At 42.0% G+C, this 19,335-nt stretch carries 16 protein-coding genes; 10 read left to right on the top strand and 6 right to left on the bottom strand.

Annotated features, from left to right (window positions below):
* Window positions 1-47: 47 nt before the first annotated feature.
* Entirely contained in the window at window positions 48-1,340 is a 1,293-nt protein-coding gene (locus IJ00_RS20215) for a glucose-1-phosphate adenylyltransferase (RefSeq protein ID WP_035156038.1), read from the bottom strand.
* Between the two features lie 316 nt (window positions 1,341-1,656).
* Here IJ00_RS20215 and IJ00_RS20210 point away from each other — a divergent pair, with 316 nt between their 5' ends.
* Complete coding sequence (locus IJ00_RS20210) at window positions 1,657-1,845, top strand: hypothetical protein (RefSeq protein WP_035156036.1); 189 nt, start codon at window positions 1,657-1,659, stop codon at window positions 1,843-1,845.
* A 181-nt stretch (window positions 1,846-2,026) separates the two neighbouring features.
* Here IJ00_RS20210 and IJ00_RS20205 read toward each other — a convergent pair whose 3' ends face one another.
* The 5 genes from IJ00_RS20205 to IJ00_RS20185 form a co-directional block, all read right to left on the bottom strand.
* Window positions 2,027-2,422 (bottom strand): hypothetical protein, encoded by a 396-nt coding sequence (locus IJ00_RS20205; RefSeq protein WP_035156034.1) that lies wholly within the window; start codon window positions 2,420-2,422, stop codon window positions 2,027-2,029.
* A gap of 93 nt (window positions 2,423-2,515) precedes the next feature.
* On the bottom strand, window positions 2,516-2,785 hold the full coding sequence (locus IJ00_RS20200; RefSeq protein ID WP_035159372.1) for a YciI family protein: 270 nt from the start codon (window positions 2,783-2,785) through the stop codon (window positions 2,516-2,518).
* Between the two features lie 91 nt (window positions 2,786-2,876).
* Window positions 2,877-5,312 carry a phenylalanine--tRNA ligase subunit beta gene (gene pheT, locus IJ00_RS20195; RefSeq protein ID WP_035156032.1) on the bottom strand — a complete coding sequence of 812 codons (2,436 nt, stop codon included), beginning with the start codon at window positions 5,310-5,312 and terminating at the stop codon, window positions 2,877-2,879.
* Between the two features lie 218 nt (window positions 5,313-5,530).
* Window positions 5,531-5,893 (bottom strand): PleD family two-component system response regulator, encoded by a 363-nt coding sequence (locus tag IJ00_RS20190; protein ID WP_035156030.1) that lies wholly within the window; start codon window positions 5,891-5,893, stop codon window positions 5,531-5,533.
* Window positions 5,894-6,275: 382 nt separating this feature from the next.
* Complete coding sequence (locus tag IJ00_RS20185) at window positions 6,276-7,661, bottom strand: response regulator (protein ID WP_035159371.1); 1,386 nt, start codon at window positions 7,659-7,661, stop codon at window positions 6,276-6,278.
* Window positions 7,662-8,293: 632 nt separating this feature from the next.
* Between IJ00_RS20185 and IJ00_RS20180 the strand changes: the two genes are divergently transcribed.
* From IJ00_RS20180 to IJ00_RS20140, 9 genes are all read left to right on the top strand, one after another.
* Window positions 8,294-8,968, top strand: a complete 675-nt coding sequence (locus tag IJ00_RS20180) for a VWA domain-containing protein (protein WP_035156028.1) — start codon at window positions 8,294-8,296, stop codon at window positions 8,966-8,968.
* 172 nt (window positions 8,969-9,140) lie between these two features.
* Window positions 9,141-9,920, top strand: a complete 780-nt coding sequence (locus IJ00_RS20175) for a PP2C family serine/threonine-protein phosphatase (protein ID WP_035156027.1) — start codon at window positions 9,141-9,143, stop codon at window positions 9,918-9,920.
* 59 nt (window positions 9,921-9,979) lie between these two features.
* Window positions 9,980-12,166, top strand: a complete 2,187-nt coding sequence (locus IJ00_RS20170) for a tetratricopeptide repeat protein (RefSeq protein ID WP_035156026.1) — start codon at window positions 9,980-9,982, stop codon at window positions 12,164-12,166.
* Window positions 12,167-12,562: 396 nt separating this feature from the next.
* A complete protein-coding gene (rfbF, locus tag IJ00_RS20165) occupies window positions 12,563-13,339 on the top strand; it encodes a glucose-1-phosphate cytidylyltransferase (RefSeq protein ID WP_035156025.1) in 777 nt (258 codons plus the stop codon).
* A gap of 116 nt (window positions 13,340-13,455) precedes the next feature.
* The gene (gene lhgO, locus IJ00_RS20160; protein WP_035156020.1) at window positions 13,456-14,673 is read left to right on the top strand and encodes an L-2-hydroxyglutarate oxidase; all 1,218 of its coding nucleotides are present in this window, start codon (window positions 13,456-13,458) and stop codon (window positions 14,671-14,673) included.
* Between the two features lie 295 nt (window positions 14,674-14,968).
* Window positions 14,969-15,997, top strand: coding sequence for an NAD(P)-dependent oxidoreductase (locus IJ00_RS20155; RefSeq protein ID WP_035156017.1), 1,029 nt, complete (start codon window positions 14,969-14,971; stop codon window positions 15,995-15,997).
* Between the two features lie 156 nt (window positions 15,998-16,153).
* Window positions 16,154-17,071 carry a glycosyltransferase family 2 protein gene (locus IJ00_RS20150; RefSeq protein WP_035156013.1) on the top strand — a complete coding sequence of 306 codons (918 nt, stop codon included), beginning with the start codon at window positions 16,154-16,156 and terminating at the stop codon, window positions 17,069-17,071.
* A gap of 137 nt (window positions 17,072-17,208) precedes the next feature.
* The gene (locus tag IJ00_RS20145; protein WP_035156011.1) at window positions 17,209-18,207 is read left to right on the top strand and encodes a glycosyltransferase family 2 protein; all 999 of its coding nucleotides are present in this window, start codon (window positions 17,209-17,211) and stop codon (window positions 18,205-18,207) included.
* 114 nt (window positions 18,208-18,321) lie between these two features.
* Window positions 18,322-19,176: a phytanoyl-CoA dioxygenase (PhyH) gene (locus IJ00_RS20140; protein ID WP_035156008.1), complete on the top strand. Its 855-nt coding sequence runs from the start codon at window positions 18,322-18,324 to the stop codon at window positions 19,174-19,176.
* The last annotated feature ends 159 nt before the right edge of the window (window positions 19,177-19,335 follow it).

Raw genomic sequence — 19,335 nt, 5'->3', positions numbered from 1 at the left:
AAACTCAACATCACCATTGAGTCATGGACGATAGTTAGCAATCACTACTAAATTACTGTTCCGTCGGGAATGGTGGCATTTTTCAAGATGACAGTGATACCGCTACGGATATAGAAACCTTGTTTTTCCCGTTCTGCTTCTTGCACATTATCTTTGTTGATAATTTTGACATCGTGACCGATGCGAGCATTTTTGTCGATAATGGCACGACGAATAATGCTGTCAGTTCCAATCCCAACGGGAATATCACCCTTAGTCAAGCTGCATTGACGTTCGGCGGAATTTTGGTAAAAGTCCGAACCCATGAGCAAGGAATCTTCGATGATACAGCCGGATTCAATCCGCGATCGCACACCTAAAACAGAGTGAGTAATCCGACAATTTCTCAGAATACAACCCTCGCCAATCATCGATTGGGTGACATTACAATCTAATAATTTCGTTGGTGGCAAGTAGCGAGGACGGGTATAAATTGGAGCCTGCTCATCGTAGAAACTAAAGGGAGGTAGGGGTTGTTGGGTAAGAGCCAAGTTGGCGTTGTAAAATGCCTCAATGGTTCCAATATCTTCCCAGTAGCCATCATAGAGAAAGGCTTGGACGTTATAATCCTTCGCGGCATCGGGAATAATTTCTTTACCGAAATCTGTTCTTTCTAGGGATTCCTTCAGGAGTTTGATTAGTACTTCTCTCTTGAAGACGTAAATCCCCATAGAGGCAATATAGGGTTGTGCTTGGGCTTGTTCTGGTGTCAATCCCAGGATGGTGGTATCTACACGCATTTGTGCTAATTCATCACCCTTCGGTTTCTCACTAAAGCTGACTACTCGACCGTTGCTTTCATCAATTTTCATTAAACCAAAATCAGAAGCACGGCGATCGTCAATAGGAATTACCGAAAGGGTAATATCTGCATTTGTATCCCGGTGACGTTGCAAAAATTGCCGATAGTCCATGCGATACAAGTGATCACCAGAAAGGATAAGAAACTCTTCATTATCCCATTCTTCCAATAGCCACAAATACTTACGTACCGCATCGGCAGTACCTTGGAACCAACTAGGGCTATCTGGTGTTTGCTGTGCAGCAAGGACTTCCACAAATCCTTCACTAAAACCTGCAAAACTGTAGGTGCGGGCAATGTGACGATTTAAGGAAGCTGAGTTGAACTGAGTCAGAACGTATATTTTATAAATTTCTGAATTGATACAGTTACTGACAGGGATATCGATGAGACGATACTTACCTGCAACTGGTACTGCTGGTTTCGCGCGTAACTTGGTTAGCGGGTACAAGCGCGTTCCCGCGCCACCGCCGAGAATGATTGCTAAAACTTTTTTCACAAATTTGCTCCCGACTGCCTTTCAACTCTCACCTTCAGTTTAGGACTGTCTGGGACTGCTGATAAGGGGGTAGGGCAGAGAAAATGGAAAATATTATGCAAATCATTGATCGGCATCTGGATAGCTGAAGCTATCAAGGTAAGGAAACAAGGGTAAGGAAGCCATTTCTAGCTGGGGTGATAGAACTCCGTTCCGCTACGCGATTTGCCTTTGTTTATACTTGTAGTCGCTAAAATTGAAAGTATAGAAATCTCAAAACCTGAATCTAATTAGTAATTGATTAGAATTCTGGCAGTACCTTGCGGAGTTGATCTAGATGAAGCTGATTATTGTGGGATTGATTGTAGTCTACGTGGCTGGTGCGTGGAAATTTTGGAAAGGGTATAAAAGAACTAATTTTAACCAAACCTTAGCCAGTCGTATTACTCTAGCCTTATTGTGGCCCGCATTACTAATCGCCAATAAATCCTATCGCCAAAATTTTCGTAAAGCTTTGAAGGGATAAATAAAAATCACCCATTCAGGGAGGAAATCTTTCCTCCCCACAAACATCACATACTAACCAGAGTCATCTGACTTGAAAAAGCAGGGGAACTGGGAGACAAGAGAGACAAGGGGGACAAGGGAGAAATAATTAATGCCCAATGCCTATTTTCATCTGTCCTGGTGTACGCAGTTCATGATGGCTACTTAGTCAAAATGTGAATTGCAGCACCAGCAGCAGCACCCTTGACAGCATTATTCAAAGGGCGACGACGGTTCGTAATAATGCTAGATGCCGCACCACCTAAAGCTCCCACACCCACATCTTGAGTTAGGTTGCGTTTTTTCTTTTTATATCCTCGTCTGGAACCATGGGCAGCATTCACAGCAGCACCAGCCGCAGCCCCATTAATGGCATTATTAATCACTGAGCCATCCTTGAGAACTGCACCGGAGACGACACCAGCAGCAGCACCAATACCCAAGTCTCGCAGAATCTTATCATCTGCCTGGGCAGGTGTTATCGGAATTACGGTTGTTCCGATGAAGCTGGTAGCCACTAAGGTGGGTAAAAGATTACGTTTCCAGTTGAGATGCATGGATTTAACCTCTCTGGGAATACGAACAAACACGGGTCAGAAAACAAAAAAGCAATGTTTCTAGACTCCGTGCATTTTAGGGTAGCTTAAGTTTTATATTGCTTGTATCCACTCTTTGATAGAGTATTCTGTCCAGATACTATGTTGCCAATAGGGGTCATTTTCCACTAATTGCCTGACTGTCTCTTCATCTGGTGCATCATAAATAGCAAACACCTGGGTGATATCCTTGGTGGGACCAATGGTAACTAGTACACCGGATGCTTTTTGTTGGGCTAGTCCGTCTAAATGTGCTTGGCGATGGGGGACACGTTTTTCTAAAACGTCTTCGCAATAGGAACCCCACATGATGTATTTGGGCATGGTTTTTTGTTCAGGGCAAGGGTTAGGGATAAAGAGGAAGGGAAAGGGGAGGTTTTTTGATAACTTTTTTCTACTCCCCATAACCTCAAAACTAACTTCTGAGGGCAACGCCGAATTTTTCTACTAAAGCTTCTCGAACTTTGTTATGTACAGGTTCGACTTCTGTATCTGTGAGGGTGCGATCGCCTACTCGATACATCAGACGAAAGGCTAAACTCCGTTGTCCTTGGGGAACGTTACTACCACGGTACTCATCAAATAGTTCCACTGATTCGAGTAATCCTTTACCAGCTTTGGTAATTTCTCGCTTAATCTCAGCAACAGTAATTTGCACTGGTGCAAAAAAGGCAATATCTCTGTCCGCAGCCGGGAAAGTGGAATAGGTTTTAAAGGTAGGAACCAGAATTTCATCCCGTTCTAGAGTATCTAGCAAAACATCTAAGTCCAGTTCAAAGACATAGACAGCATCAGGTAAACCCTTATCTTGTCGAAGTTGGGGGTGTAGTTGCCCAAAAATTCCCAGACGAGTCCCTGCTAACCACAGAGAGGCAGTACGTCCAGGATGGAGGCGAGAATCACGACAATCGGGCTGGTATTCGACCTGAGCGCCCATTTGCTGAAAAATACTTTCCAGGACTCCCTTGGCTTCAAACCAGGTCATAGGCTGTTCTCGCCCACTTGTAGACCATTTACTAGAGGTGGTATCGCCCCCCAGAATCCCGGCGATCGCCTCCGCTTCTCGTAATCCCTCTTCTTCTGACCAGAAAGTTCGCCCAATTTCAAAACCGTTCAGGGAACCATTACCCTGTTCCAAGTTATATTGAAAAGCGTCAATTAACCCGGAAATTAAGTCTGTTCGCAGGGCAGAATACTCAGCTAGGAGGGGGTTAGAAAGAACTATATGGGTTCCGGCTTCTGGCTTCACCAGGGAGTATTGCATCAATTCTGTCAGCCCCTCTGCCCGCATACAAGCCCGTAGCTTACGTACCAGTTCTAAATCTACGGGGATATAACCAGCTTCGGTCTTTTCGGGGAGAGTATCACAAAAGTTATCGTAACCGTAGAGACGGGCGACTTCTTCAATTAAATCAATTTCTCTCTCTAAATCACGGTAGCGATAGGGGGGAACCACCACAGTCCAAGTTCCTGCACCAGTTGCTGTCACCTGGCATCCTAAAGCGGTGAGAGTACTTTCCACATCCCCAGGTTGTAATTCTCCGGTTTTCTCTCCCAGGTATACTGGTCCAAGAACCTGATTGACTCGCTCCAAACGTAACTCTATGGTACGAGTCACAGTACTGGGATCGGGACGGGTATCACTAACTGCTTGCTCTGTAATCTGTCCACCAGCAATTTCCGTGATGAGACTTAAAGCACGATGACAGGCAATTTCTAAACCTGCGCTGTTGACACCCCGCTCGTATCTTCCAGAGGATTCGCTACGTAAACCGACACTGCGGGAGGAACGACGGACAGCTACAGATTCAAACAGAGCTGCTTCTAAAATCAGATTTGTTGTTCCCTCGTGAACTTCTGTTTCTTCTCCTCCCATCACCCCAGCTAAACATACTGGTTTATCGTTGGCAGTGATTAATAAGTTCTGAGTTGCCAGATTACGGGTTTGTCCGTCAAGGGTTTTTAAGGATTCTCCAGAGTTGGCAAAACGCACACCCACGGTTAATTTGTTGCCCCCTCCCACACTTAACAATCTTTCTCGATCAAAGGCGTGGAGTGGTTGCCCCCATTCTAATAAGACGTAGTTGGTAATATCTACAACATTATTGATAGGACGCATCCCGGCTGCCCGTAATCGTACCTGTATCCATTCGGGGGAGGGAGCAATTTTGACGTTTTGAATTTCTGTAGCAAAGTATGCAGGACAGGCTTGAGTATCTGCGATTTTAACTGCCAAGTTACCTGTATTCCCAACTGCTGTAATTGGCTCTGGTGGGGTGATATATAAATCTGCTGTCGTGAGGGCAGCAACTTCCCTAGCGATACCGACCATACTTAAGGTATCTGCTCGGTTAGCTGTGGCAGTGACATCGAGAATCACATCATCTAAACCCAGCAATGGACGCACATCACTACCCAATTGCATATCTTCCAGAGGAAAGATATAAATGCCATCAACTTCAGTGGGTAAACCGAGTTCTTTCAGGGAACAAATCATTCCCTGGGATGGGACACCCCGTAATTTTGCTGGTTTGATTTTTAAATCAATGTTTGGTAAGTAAGTCCCGACAGTTGCCACGGGAACGTATATATCAGCACGAACATTACTCGCACCACAGACAATATTTAAGTTTTCTCCTGTACCAATGTCTACTTGACAAACACTTAATTTATCTGCGTTGGGATGGGGTTGGCGTTCTAAAACTTTACCAACAACCACACCATCAGCCCAAGTGCGACGGTCTTCTATATCTTCTACCTCAAACCCGGCGATCGTCAGCGTCTCTGCTAACTGTTCGGGATCAAGTTTTATCTCTACTAGTTCTTTTAGCCAATTTAACGAGATACGCATGAAATGTCAGGATTCTATAAAAACCGTCTTTGTCTGTGATTGTATGAGGACTTGCCTATTTCATACCCCAACCAAGGGATTTTTGCTCACTCCCCTGTCTCTACAACCAAATTTGTAGAGGATTGTAGAATTTATTTGTGTATTACTTAGGCGATCGCTAGGGAGTATCAGGAAAATTTTCCCAGTCAACCCCCTCCCTTGAATCATCCTACTACGTCTTAACCTACAACCAACGTCACCGCTCGCAGTAATTGTTGTCTAGTAAATGGTTTGGTGAGATAAACTTCCGCTCCCTGACGCATTCCCCAAATCCTGTCAATTTCCTTATCCTTGGAACTACAAATAATGATAGGTAATTTGGCAGTAGCTGGATTTTTCTTTAATTTGCGGCAAAATTCAAAACCGCTCATTTCTGGCATCACCACATCAGTAATAATCGCATCTGGTTGATGGGTAACAGCTTTCTCCATCCCATCCCGACAATTATATGCTGTCAATACGTCATAACCACTGTCACTTAAAAAACTATTAATTAGCTCCACTTGGGAGGGTGTATCATCAACCACTAGAACAGTTGCCATATTTAATTCTTCCGAGAATTTCCATAAATATGTATCAGAAGAAACTTCAGTGAACCCCGATAGAGTTTGGGTGAAAGGATAAAATTATCGTTTGTGTCAATGCCCATAACGTTCACATTTCAGGCAAAACTTCGGAACTAGCTCCAGGGAGAGTAAAGGTTTCCTTACCCCATCATCGGCTAAAGTCTTGATTTTGCGAGAGGTAGCTTGCCTCCATATTGAGTCAGAGGAAACAAGATATTGACTTTTACCCTTGTCTAATTCTCAGTTGACAATTCCCAACCCAGCAGTATTCCCACCTGACTTACTTCTGATGACTGCCCAATCTAACATATTTAGGAAGTGATAGATAATACTAAATTGCCGATTGATACATATTTCTCTATGTCAAATGCATAAACACCATTTTCAGTAAATCTGCGCGGTCAAAGGGCTTAGTCAAGTATCCAGATGCACCTACTAACCGAGCTTTGACTCTATCGATAATTCCCTTGCTACCCGTAACCATCAAAATTGGTGTGGCTCTGAAAATAGAATTATTCCGAATCAAACGACAAAGCTCATAACCATCTATACCCTGCATATGTAAATCCAGCAAAATCATGTCTGGTTTATGACGAATAATCGACATGATAGCTTTCAGGGGATCGTTAATTGCTACGACAGAAAAATTCTCATCTTCTAAGTAACGACTAATTTCCCTTAAGATTGTCGGACTATCATCCACGGAGACTATTTTATATATTTGCCGACTAGGGACAGTTTCCTGGGAAAGACTGGAAATTCCTGCTGGAAGAATTGTTTGATGGTTTTCTGTCTCCTCTTGGGTCAGTACATCATACTGCTCTGGTAAGGAAAAAGTTTTGCTGGTTTCTGGAATTTGACCGAATGTGACGGTATTAATATTGTCCCAATGTTTCTTCTCTGGCAGCAAGGTTAATTCTTCTTTCAGGGAAATATATGTTTTTGGCAATCTGTCAAAAGGTGGATCTGGTTCATGCAAAACAATTGTCCCATTCTTAATCGCCGGGTATAGTTTTTTTGCTAGTTCTAATTCATCTTGTTGGAGGATAGTTCCCAAATGACGCAAGCTAAAACCTTTCATCTGCGCGGTCATTTCTGGCTGTACACCTGGTAAGCTGTAGCTGTCTTGATGGGAGTTGAGTCTCAGGTACGGACGTTGATAGGGAGAATTAATCTCTGGTGCTAATGACTGCCAATCGATGATTCTTTGCTGACTACGTTCGAGAATCTTATTTGTATTTAATTTACAAATTACTGGTGTTAATTGGCTACCATTTTTGAGTTCATAGCTACCTTTTTTCACTAGGAGGAATGATTGCAATACTTCTTTCACAATCTCCTGAACTAACATTGCTGCTTGATTAGCTTGTAAATATTTTTGATTAATTAACCAGCAAATTGCTTGATATTCTGGAGGAGATAGATTAATGATTTTCCGTTCATGATTTACATCATCGAAGCTGAGTAGTTCTTGATTAGCTTCTAACTCAAATAACAAACGTAACTGTACACGAACTTCACTCGTCAGGGTGGGAATATGTTGACTAAAACGACGTAAATGTCGCTCTAGAATATCAAATGGTTCAACAGAATGAGTTGCATAGATAATTTTCCCTTCCTCTAGGTAAATAGACCAGGAAACAGACTGACCAAATACTTGTAAACAAGTACTATCAGCAGAATTAGTCAGGTGTCTTAATAAACTCAGGGAGGTTAATTGATTGAATGTACCGTAATTATGCATTTGCATCGAAATATGTTACGGAAAAATAGTGATTGTTGGGGGGAAGTCATCAATTTGGCACCCTGATTAATTTTTGCCTTCATCTCAATTATCTGATCGTGAAAATCTTATCAGATTACATAAAATTTGGCATTTAGGCATCCTTGTCAGATGATTAAAAGCTATGTTGTGTAGCTGACATAACTGGTGAAATATTTTGCCGCGAGAATTATTTTATGATTTTACGGAAATCAGGTTCCAAGAAAAATACATTTTTGCAATCACAAGATTTCAGATTTGTAACATCTTGATTAAATCTCAATATTTTCATCTAAAACATTGATGTTCTACATGAAATCTTTAAAAATCTACTTCTACGGATATAAAGATATATAGTATTCTATGCGTATCCTATGTAGATTTAGCGATATGTACTTAAAATTAAAGCAAAAGCTTAACCCTGATGATTTCCCTGATTTGTAAATTTCTCTGAGCAAAATTTTGCAAAAGTTTAAGTATTTTAACGATGATTGTTGAGTTAATAAAAGTAAGTTCTTTGAGATTGAATACTCTTCCAGTATTTGCGTCAGAGCCTTAAACTATATACTTTGGGGTAAAGAAAAGATTTGGACTTTAACATAACACGAAAAGTTATGACTGATACATTAAGACTTGATGAAGTAGTAGAATTTGCTGAGAATCCAGAGCCACGCTGTCCATGCGTGTTATTACTGGATACATCAGGTTCCATGCAAGGAACAGCGATTGATGCCTTGAACCAGGGATTATTAAGTTTTAAAGACGAATTGACGAAAAATTCCTTGGCGGCTCGGCGGGTAGAAGTGGCGATCGTCACCTTTGATAGTCATGTCAATGTGGTGCAAGATTTTGTCACAGCTGACCAGTTTAATCCACCAATCTTAACGGCTCAAGGATTAACTACCATGGGTTCTGGGATTATTAAGGCACTGGAAATGATTCAGGAGCGCAAATCCCAGTATCGTGCCAATGGAGTTGCCTACTATCGCCCTTGGGTATTCATGATTACCGATGGTGAGCCCCAAGGGGAAGCTGATAATATGATTGATCAGGCGACCCAGCGTTTGCAGGCAGATGAGGCAAGTAAGCGTGTTGCATTTTTTACCGTTGGTGTGGAAAATGCCAATATGACCCGTCTAACGCAAATGACAGTTCGCACTCCTTTAAAACTGAATGGCTTAAACTTTGTGGAAATGTTTGTCTGGCTATCGGCAAGTATGTCAGCCGTCTCCCATTCTCAAGTAGATGAACAGGTAGCATTACCACCCATTGGCTGGGGATCTGTTTAATGGCAAAAACTCAGAGCATAAAGCTGGTGGCTGAGTGCTCTGTGGCAAATCTTGGGTAGCATCACCAATTCAGGAATAGGAGCATAGATATATTAACGATATTATCGATAATTCCTAGGCGAGCTACGTTAATGTCGCTTCATCATTTACACAGCTGTTGGAAGATAGTCTTATGAATTCCTTAACACAGGTATCTCACTGGCGGATAGTCGCAGCGTCAATATGCGGCACTAGCCACTTAAAAAACGAACAGCTGTGTCAGGATGCTCACCATTTTTTGACATTGCCCAATGACATTTTAGTTGTTGCCGCAGCGGATGGTGCGGGTTCGGCATCCTTAGGTAAGGTAGGGGCAATGGTAGCAGTAGAAACGGCTGTGGAAAGTATTTGTCGTCAGGGAATCAGTCGAGAAACCTTTCAGGATGATGGGCAAGTACGATCGCTACTCATGGAGGCAATATTTAATGCCAGAAGTGCAGTTGCTCAGGAAGCTGTAGCCTGCGGAACCCAAGCGCAGGAACTAGCAAGTACCTTAATTATTGCGATCGCCACACCAGAAGCTGTAGCAGTTGGGCAAATTGGTGATGGTGTTGCCGTTGCCAGGAATGCTCAAGGTAATTTGATTGCCCTGACCAAGCCTGATAATGGTGAATATATGAACGAGACAACTTTTTTGGTTTCTCCCGGAGCCTTAGAAACCACGCAGATCAATATTTGGCATCAAGCAATAGTCAACATTGGCGTTTTAACCGATGGCTTACAGATGCTAGCGATGAATATGGCAACTAGTGCCCCCCACAAACCTTTCTTTTTGCCTCTTTTTGACTTTGTGGCGAAGGTAGATGATCGGACAGTGGCAAAGGAACAACTAGTGAAATTTCTGCGCTCAGAACGAATTACTGAACGGACTGACGATGATCTCACCCTGGTGTTAGCAGCCTTCGGTAATTAGTTCACAAAAATTCATCAAAGCGAAGCGTAAACACGATAAATCTTACTGATTACTAGATCATGCAGGTACTACGTTGTCTTCCCAACCAAAAAATCCACACTCTTAGCCTAACTGTCAGTCTGGGGCGAGGGGGTGAAGCTTGTGTCTATACAGTACCCACTGATACAAGTTTAGTAGCGAAGATTTATCACAAACCTTCGGAGAAGTATGCCCGGAAACTGGAAGTGATGCTCGCCCATCCACCAGAAAACCCCACCGCCAGCATTGGACACATATCGATTGCTTGGCCCCAGGAATTATTAAAGGCGGCTGACGGTAGCGATCGCGTCATCGGTTTTTTAATGCCCCGCATCCGGGGAATGCGCCCAATTATCGACTTTTATAACCCTAGAACCAGACGGCAGCACTGTCCCCTATTCAGTTACCAATATTTGGTTCGCACCGCTCGTAATCTCGCAGCCGCCTTTGCCTCCTTGCACGCCAGTGGTTATTGTGTCGGTGATGTCAATGAATCGAATATTTTAGTCAGCGATACAGCCCTTGTCACCATCGTCGATACGGACTCCTTCCAGGTAAGGGATCCAGAGAATGAGATGGTGTACCGTTGCCCCGTGGGTAAACCAGAATTTACACCCCCAGAATTACAGAATAAAACCTTTTCCCAGTGCGATCGCGCGATCGCCCATGATTTATTCGGCTTAGGTGTGTTGATATTCCAGCTCTTAATGGAAGGAACTCACCCCTTCTCTGGGATTTATCAAGGAGTTGGGGAACCTCCAGCCTACGAATCTCGCATCGCTGCTGGTCATTTTACCTATAGTAATAAACACCGCGTTCCCTACACTCCGACTCCCATCGCTCCATCCTGGGAATCACTCCATCCCGCTTTACAAGAATTATTCCAGCGATGCTTTGAGGAAGGACATACCAACCCCCTACTACGTCCTAGTGCGGCAACTTGGATGTTGACCTTGGCAGAGGTAGAAGAATCTTTACATACCTGTGATGCCAACCACCAACACCAATACAGTCAGCATCTAGACAAATGTCCTTGGTGTGAAAGGGCTCTGCGTTTAGGCGGACGGGATCCTTTCCCCTCACCCGCAGCTGTCGCTGCCAAGGAGCATTTACAGCCTATTGTTCGCCCTCGACGGCGACGTTATGCCCAAACTCGCTTTGTGAATACGGGTACAACCCTACAGCAGCTACACAATCAAGCTCAAATCCATTACAATAACCTTCCCTATTACAAACCTGTTAAGAAAGCCAGATTATATCCAGCTATTTTGTGTGTCCTCGGTTTTGGTTTGCTGGGATATTTAGACTTTACAACTAAATTTACAAGTAGCTTGTTTGCTCCGACTCCCTATACTCAACAAACCCTCGCCATAGCTCAAAGAGAACAGGCAAAACAAAATACACCGAAACCACCCTTTGATGTTTCCTATCAAAAGGGACACGCTTCCTATCAGGTACGGGATTATGAAAGCGCGATCGCCAGATTTAGCGATGCCATTGCCCAAGACCCTAAATATGCCAAAGCTTACGTAAACCGAGGTAACGCCCACTACAACCTCAAGGAATATGAGGCGGCAATCTTAGACTATAATCAGGCTCTGAGACTCAATCCTAGGGAAATTAAAGCCTTTGTCAACCGAGGTAATGTGCGTTACACCTTGGCAGAATACAGCAGCGACCCCGACAAAGAGTACAAATTAGCATTAAGTGATTTTAATAACGCCATTCAACTGAATCCCAAGGAAGTAGAAGCCTATATCCGTCGAGGAATAGTCCGCTCCCAAATTGCGAAATATAGTGGCGACTCCCAAGCAGATTATCGTCTGGCGATCGCCGACTTTAACCAAGCCATATCTTTAAATGGTAATCGTCCCGAACCTTACTTCCAAAGGGGATTAGTCCGTTATCAAGTAGCTCAATACAGCAGCAATTTTGAATCTGAATACAAACTGGCGATCGCCGATTTTGACCAAGCTCTGAAAATTAATCATCGCCTCAGCAAAGTCTACCTCAAACGCGGTATTGTCCATTATGAACTTGCCCAATACGGTGGAAAAGAAGCAAACACTCACAAGATGAAATCCGTGGAAGATTTGCAACTTGCTGCCAAAATATCCCTAGAGCAAGAAAATATGGATGACTATCAGCAAGCTCTCAGTAGTATTTGTGTTGTTGTAGAAAATAAATGCGATACTCTCTTTCAGCCCGCTAGTATGACCACTAAATAGGAAAATTTTGATTTAGCTTTTATATCACCCTGGTCTGTTAAAGATATGGGGTGATTTTTATTTATACCATTGCCATCGCTGATGTTATCCCCAACTCTATTTATTTATCAATGAATTACAAATCCTATGTTCAAACAAAATAACTAGATAAAAAATTTAAATTCCTATCTGTATATTCACCGAATTTCCGAAATCACCTGCTGCCAAACTGATGATAATAATGGCTTTTCCATTTTTTCACACAGCCAAGTCGTTTATTTATCTGGACTTTATACTGCATAGCAAAAATACGGTTAGATTATATACTGAGAAAACTGAAAATCAATTTTCCTGCAATCCCAAGTAGATACCTAAATATTCATCTACATCTACCCTAGAAAACTTAGAGGCAATAGCATGAAAGCAGTAATTTTGGCTGGAGGACTGGGTACACGCATTAGTGAGGAAACCAGCGTCAGACCCAAACCGATGGTAGAAATTGGTGGTAAACCGATTCTCTGGCACATCATGAAAACCTACTCCGCCCACGGTATTGATGACTTTATCATCTGCTGTGGTTATAAAGGATACGTGATTAAAGAGTATTTTGCCAACTACTTTTTACATATGTCTGATGTGACATTCGATATGCGCTTCAATCAAATGAATGTCCATGCAGGTAAAGCCGAACCTTGGCGAGTCACCCTAGTAGAAACCGGGGAAAACACCATGACAGGGGGACGTTTAAAACGGGTTCAAGAACACATTGGCAATGAAACTTTTTGCTTCACCTACGGTGATGGTGTCTGTGATGTCAACATTACAGAGTTAATTAATTTTCACAAACAGCAAAATACCTTAGGTACATTAACCGCAGTCCAACCCCCCGGACGTTTTGGGGCAATTGTATTAGGTAATGAGCAAACAAAAATTTCTAGTTTCCGGGAAAAACCAGAAGGTGATGGTGCTTGGATTAATGGCGGATACTTTGTACTAGAGCCAGAAGTCATTAATTTAATCAGTGATGATTCCACCGTTTGGGAACAGCAACCCTTGGAAAAATTGGCAGAGATGGAACAACTATCTGCCTATAAACATTATGGTTTCTGGCAACCCATGGATACATTACGTGATAAGAACTATTTAGAGGGTATGTGGAATAAAAATAAAGCACCTTGGAAGGTGTGGGCATAATTTGCCAATCTGTGATTCCTAATTCCAGGTAAAATTATCACCAATTGACAAAAGTAAATATCCCTTTGAAGAGATTGAGTTAATCAAAAAAGATAGGTTGCAGGGACAAGAAAATAATGTACGATTTTGCGATTATCGGCGGAGGAATCGTTGGACTTTCTACTGCCATGGCAATAGGAGAACGTTATCCTGATGCCAAAATTTTAGTTCTAGAAAAAGAAAGTCGCTGGGCATTTCACCAAACAGGTAATAATAGTGGGGTGATTCACTCCGGGGTTTATTATAAACCTGGTAGCTTTAAAGCCAAATTTTGCCGCGATGGTTGTCAATCAATGGTGGAATTTTGCGAAAAGCACGGAATTGATTATGAAGTATGTGGTAAGGTCATCGTCGCTACTGACGCTGAAGAATTACCCCGTTTAGAAAACCTCTATCAGCGAGGTATAGATAATGGTATAGAAGTCAAACGAATTAGCCCCGAAGAAGTGAGAGAAATTGAACCCTACGTCAATTGTGTGGGTGGAATTCGGGTTTTCTCCACAGGAATTGCTAACTATAAGCAAGTTTGCTTAAAATACGCAGAAATCATCGAAAAACAAGGGGGAGAATTACGCTTAAATACCAAAGTTGAACGGATTGTCACCTCTGGAAATCACCAGGTGCTAGAAACCAACAATGGTAATTTTGAGACTAGATTTTTGATTAACTGTGCTGGTTTACATAGCGATCGCGTTGCGAAACTCGGCAAAGTCGATCCCCAAGCCAAGATTGTCCCCTTCCGAGGTGAATACTACGAACTCAAACCGGAAAAACGCTACCTGGTGAAAACCCTGATTTATCCGGTTCCCAATCCAGAGTTCCCCTTCCTCGGTGTTCACTTCACCAAAATGATTGATGGTAGCGTCCATGCAGGACCAAATGCGGTTCTCAGCTTAAAACGAGAAGGTTATAAAAAAACAGACTTTGACCTCAAAGATTTTACTGAGGTAATGACCTATCCCGGTTTTTGGAAATTGGCAGCGAAGCACGCTGATGAAGGGATTCAAGAAATCATTCGCTCCTTCAGTAAAGCAGCCTTTACCCGCAGCTTACAAAAATTGATACCTGAAGTGCAATCTGATGATTTGATACCCTGCCATGCAGGTGTGCGTGCCCAAGCCTTGATGGATGATGGTAAACTCGTAGACGATTTTCTCATCGTCGAGGGAGAAAAATCTGTTCATGTGTGCAATGCACCATCTCCCGCAGCGACATCTTCCATTGAAATTGGCAAGGCGATCGCCAACCGCATTCCCGCCCAGTCTCATTTGCAAGCTGCTGTTAGTCAAGCTTAAATTTCTGCTTTCTCTGAGTTAGTAGTAACTGAGGGAAATGCAGAAATCACAGAAAGAGATTTGCTGAACATCAAATCCTACATCCTGGAGATATCTCACTAGGGATAATAATTTCAAAGATAGCTCCAAATTAATCTGTGGCTTAAATCGTGGCGAAAATTTGTGAAAATAACCTCATTCACTACGTCAAAGCTGTAAACGATTCCATCAACTTGGCTACTAGTAAGCAATAACTGTAGCCATCCAATTTCAAGCAATTCACCTCACATCAATTACAAAATAGGAAACAACAACCATGAAAGTTCTGATCACCGGTACCGAAGGTTATTTAGGTTCTTTATTACCCTCTCTCTTCATTGAAAGAGGACATGAAGTCATCGGTGTGGATACTGGCTATTACAAAGTTGGCTGGTTGTATAACGGTACAGAGGTGACAGCCAAAACCTTAAATAAAGATATCCGTCATATATCCTCAGAAGATTTACAGGGAGTAGAGGCGATCGTTCACATGGCTGAACTTTCCAATGACCCCGCCGGACAACTAGCTCCTAACATCACCTACGATATTAACCATAAAGGCTCTGTACGTCTTGCCAAACTGGCAAAAGAAGCAGGAGTGCGCCGCTTTGTTTATATGTCCTCCTGTAGTGTTTACGGTGTCGCTACCGATGGTGATGTGACTGAGGAATCCCCAGTTAACCCCCAAACTGCCTATGCAGAATGTAAAACCCTGGTAGAACGAGATGTCGCACCCCTCGCAGATGATGACTTCTCCCCCACCTTCATGCGTAACGCGACTGCTTTCGGTGCTTCTCCCCGGATGCGCTTTGATATTGTTCTCAACAACCTTTCAGGTTTAGCTTGGACAACCAAAGAAATTAAAATGACCAGTGATGGTACACCTTGGCGACCCCTAGTTCACGCTTTAGATATCTGCAAAGCTATTGTTTGTGCTGTAGAAGCACCCCGTGATATCGTCCACAATCAAATTTTCAACGTGGGTGACACTTCTAATAACTATCGTGTGAAGGAAATCGCCGAAATCATTGCCGATATTTTTGTCGGATGTAAATTAAGCTTTGGTGAAAACGGTGCTGATAACCGTAGTTATCGTGTGTCCTTCGAGAAAATTAACACCCTACTGCCTGGGTTTAAGTGTGATTGGAATGCACAAAAAGGAGCCCAACAACTATACGATTTGTTCTCCCAAATCGATATGACAGAAGATGTTTTCCAATCCAGAGGCTTTACCCGCTTGAAGCAACTAGAATACTTAATTCGCACCCAACAAATTGACAAAGATTTCTTCTGGGCAAAGAAATAACCAAGTGAGTCTGCACTAACTAATTTCCGAATCAAATCGATTTGGTTCGGGAATTATTTGTAAGTATAAACGTTGACATTTACTCTTAGGAATTTTACCTTGTGGAGGACTCTCGAAATTATCGAGAATTTCATCTACCAAAAGGAATTTCCTTCTATGTCCAGACTGTTGACGATCGCCATTCCTACTTACAATCGCGCAGACTTATTAGATACACAATTAGCATGGCTATCCCACGCAATCAAAGGATATGAGTCTGATTGTGAAATTTTAATTTCTGATAACTGCTCTACCGACTCCACTCCGGAGGTTATCCAGAAATGGCGATCGCAACTAACAAATATTAAATTTACGGCTCACAGGAATTCTCAAAATCTTGGTGTCATGAGAAATCTTGTTCATTGCCTCAAGTCAGCAGAAACGAAATATGTTTGGGCAATTGGTGACGATGATCCCATAGACGACAAAGCAATTCCCTATGTCATTAGTAATCTCAAGAGCAACTATGATTTATCCTTATTAATTCTCAACTTTTCTCTACGAGATACCCACACTAATCAAGTCCTCTATCACCATACCTTTGATGTGAAAACAGAACTGTTACCTGACGGGAAAAATTTTATTGAAAACTATCTCACTAAAGAACATCGAGGATTAGGCTTTTTAAGCGCTCAAATCTATCATACCGCCACAGTTCAGCAAGCATTAAAATCATGGCCCGCAAGTGTGGATAACTTAGAAGGACAAATTTATTGGGGAGCATTTTGCGCTCAATTCGGGAGGGTACATATCAGCAAAAAAGTCTATCTAGAAAATGCCCGTGTTATGTATAAACCAAGGGTAAGAGTGCGAATGCACTTTATTGACTTACCGCAAGTATTTATCAGACTTATCACTATTGGATATAATCGCATAGCCTTCCATAAAAGGGTAATTGAACATTACGGAAAGAAAGGTTTTGGCAAAGTCATACAACCTTTATTAAGACTGTTCCCCGAATTTACAGTTAACTTTATTATTCCTCAACTGGTGTACATAGCTTCCTATATTGTTCCAATTCGCAAAGAAGTATAAGTTACATCATTGGCTCAATGTAGAATTAGAGCAGGAAATCGGGTTTATCACTTAATCAAAATAACCCGGTTTTCCCCAATCTATCTTGAAAAGTTTGATAATTATTTAAACTGAATCCTATATCACAGCCATATACAATGAGCAAATTACTAACGATCGCCATACCAACCTATAACCGTGCAGCTAAACTCGATAAGCAATTAGCTTGGATAGCTAGAGCTATCAAGGGTTTTGAAAGTGAGTGTGAAATTTTTGTTTCTGATAATTGTTCTACTGATCAGACTCAGGAAATTATTCAGAAATGGCAACAAATGCTCCCTTCTGTCACCTTTAAATCTCATAAACAACCAGAAAATTTGGGTGTAATGAAAAATATTATTCATTGCATCAAATCTGCAACAACTAAATATGTCTGGACAATTGGGGATGACGATCCGATTCAAGAAAGAGCGGTTCCCTATTTAATTACTCAGATGCACAAGCATCAAGATTTATCTTTATTATTCCTGAATTTTTCCGGTCGCAATCAAATCACAGGAGAACCTGTTCACCCTCCCACAATTCCTGACAACCGTTGGTTTAATGTTGACGCAGAGGATGGTTATGGTGATAGTCAAGCTATCTATGGACATTGCTTTGCTGAAAGTGTAGGTGCAGTGATATTTTTAACAGCATCTATCTACCGTAGCGAACTTGCCCAAAAAGCCCTAAATATCTGGCAAGATGCTTCAGAAAATTGGATTTCCCTCGCCTATATTGCAGGTTACTGTGCCGCTAACGGTAAAATAATTGTCACGAAAGATACGTACATGGAATGTATTGTTGGGGTTAGCTATTGGCAAAAAATAGAAAACTCCGCAGTCCTGATGCAGTACAAACATTTACCAGAAGTCATCCTGAAGTTAGAGGAAAACGGCTTCTCGAAGCAATTTTGTCGAAAAATGATGGTGAAGAGTTATCAAGATGCAAATCTTAAAGTCTTTTTAGGTGCTTTACGACGTTGGCCCCTGTTTACCTTACGGATTATGATTCCTTTTTGGATAAGTGTAATTCAATCTGTCATTTACCTATTAACAGAGAGATTTTTTAAATCTTCCGAGAGAAAAATGTTGTCTCCTCAAGTCGTGTCTAAGTAGTAGTGAAACTGTGAAAAACAACACAGAAAATATATCTAATTCACGTAGTAGTTTGTAAATCCTTAACATTATCAAGGATAAAATGAACCCATTGGGATCGGGAATTATGGATCGATGCTTAAGGCTATCAAAAATAAACTGAATGCGCTCAGTTCAGAAATGGTTTATCGGTTGGCAATAATAAACCATGGAAGAAAATTACCGAAGTTAGAGAATGAGGGCGATCGCCAGATTGTAGAAACCCTCAAACGAGATGGGGTCTATGTTACTACCCTTTCCGAGTTAGGTATAGACTCCACAACCACTCTGATGCATTTTGCCGAGAAATATCTCTCACAAATGGCTGCCGTGAGAAATCAAGCTCTCAGCCATAAACTGCCACAAATCTACACCATGACCGATATCCCAGAATTCTATGACTGGGGTCGTGAAGACAGAATACTCAGTATTATTGAAAATTATATGAGTCTTCCCGTCGCTTACCACGGTGTACATTTACGGAAAGATTTCCCCAACGCAGAACAGTTTGACACTCTGCTCTGGCACAAAGATGCGGAAGATCGTAAACTAATCAAAATCATGATTTACTTAGATGATGTTGACTTAGAACACGGTCCCTTTGAATGCATCCCCGGTTCTGTAACTCCTCTATATAGCCGCAGGTATCATCAAATTTATCAACAACTGGCTAAATCAGGACACTTAGGTATCACGGATGCAGAGGTTGAAGCAGCAATTCCCAAAACATTGTGGAAAACTTGTACCGGTGTTAAGGGAACTGTCATATTTGTAGACACCAAGAAATGCTTACACCATGGTTGTCTGCGAACTCAAGAACGTCCCACACTACATTTTGTCTACACAACCAATCCACCCAGAAGACCAGAGTTATGTACTCAGTATTGGGATGAAAGATATGCTCGACCCGATAGCAAAACAGTAGAATTAAATACCTCATCCATAGGATGATATAAAAAAGCAATAAAGCCTCATCCATTTCATGAGGTGGAAGATTCTAAGAAAATCGGGATTAATTGGGCAATAATCTATTTTCAAGATGATGACATTGGGAAGTAAATATCAAATTCAGAATTTCCCTTTGTGTAAATCTTATAAATTAAGTAAAAC

It is taken from the genome of Calothrix sp. 336/3 (genome assembly GCF_000734895.2).
Taxonomy (GTDB): Bacteria; Cyanobacteriota; Cyanobacteriia; order Cyanobacteriales; family Nostocaceae; genus 336-3.
This window is presented reverse-complemented; position numbering and strand designations above follow the sequence as displayed.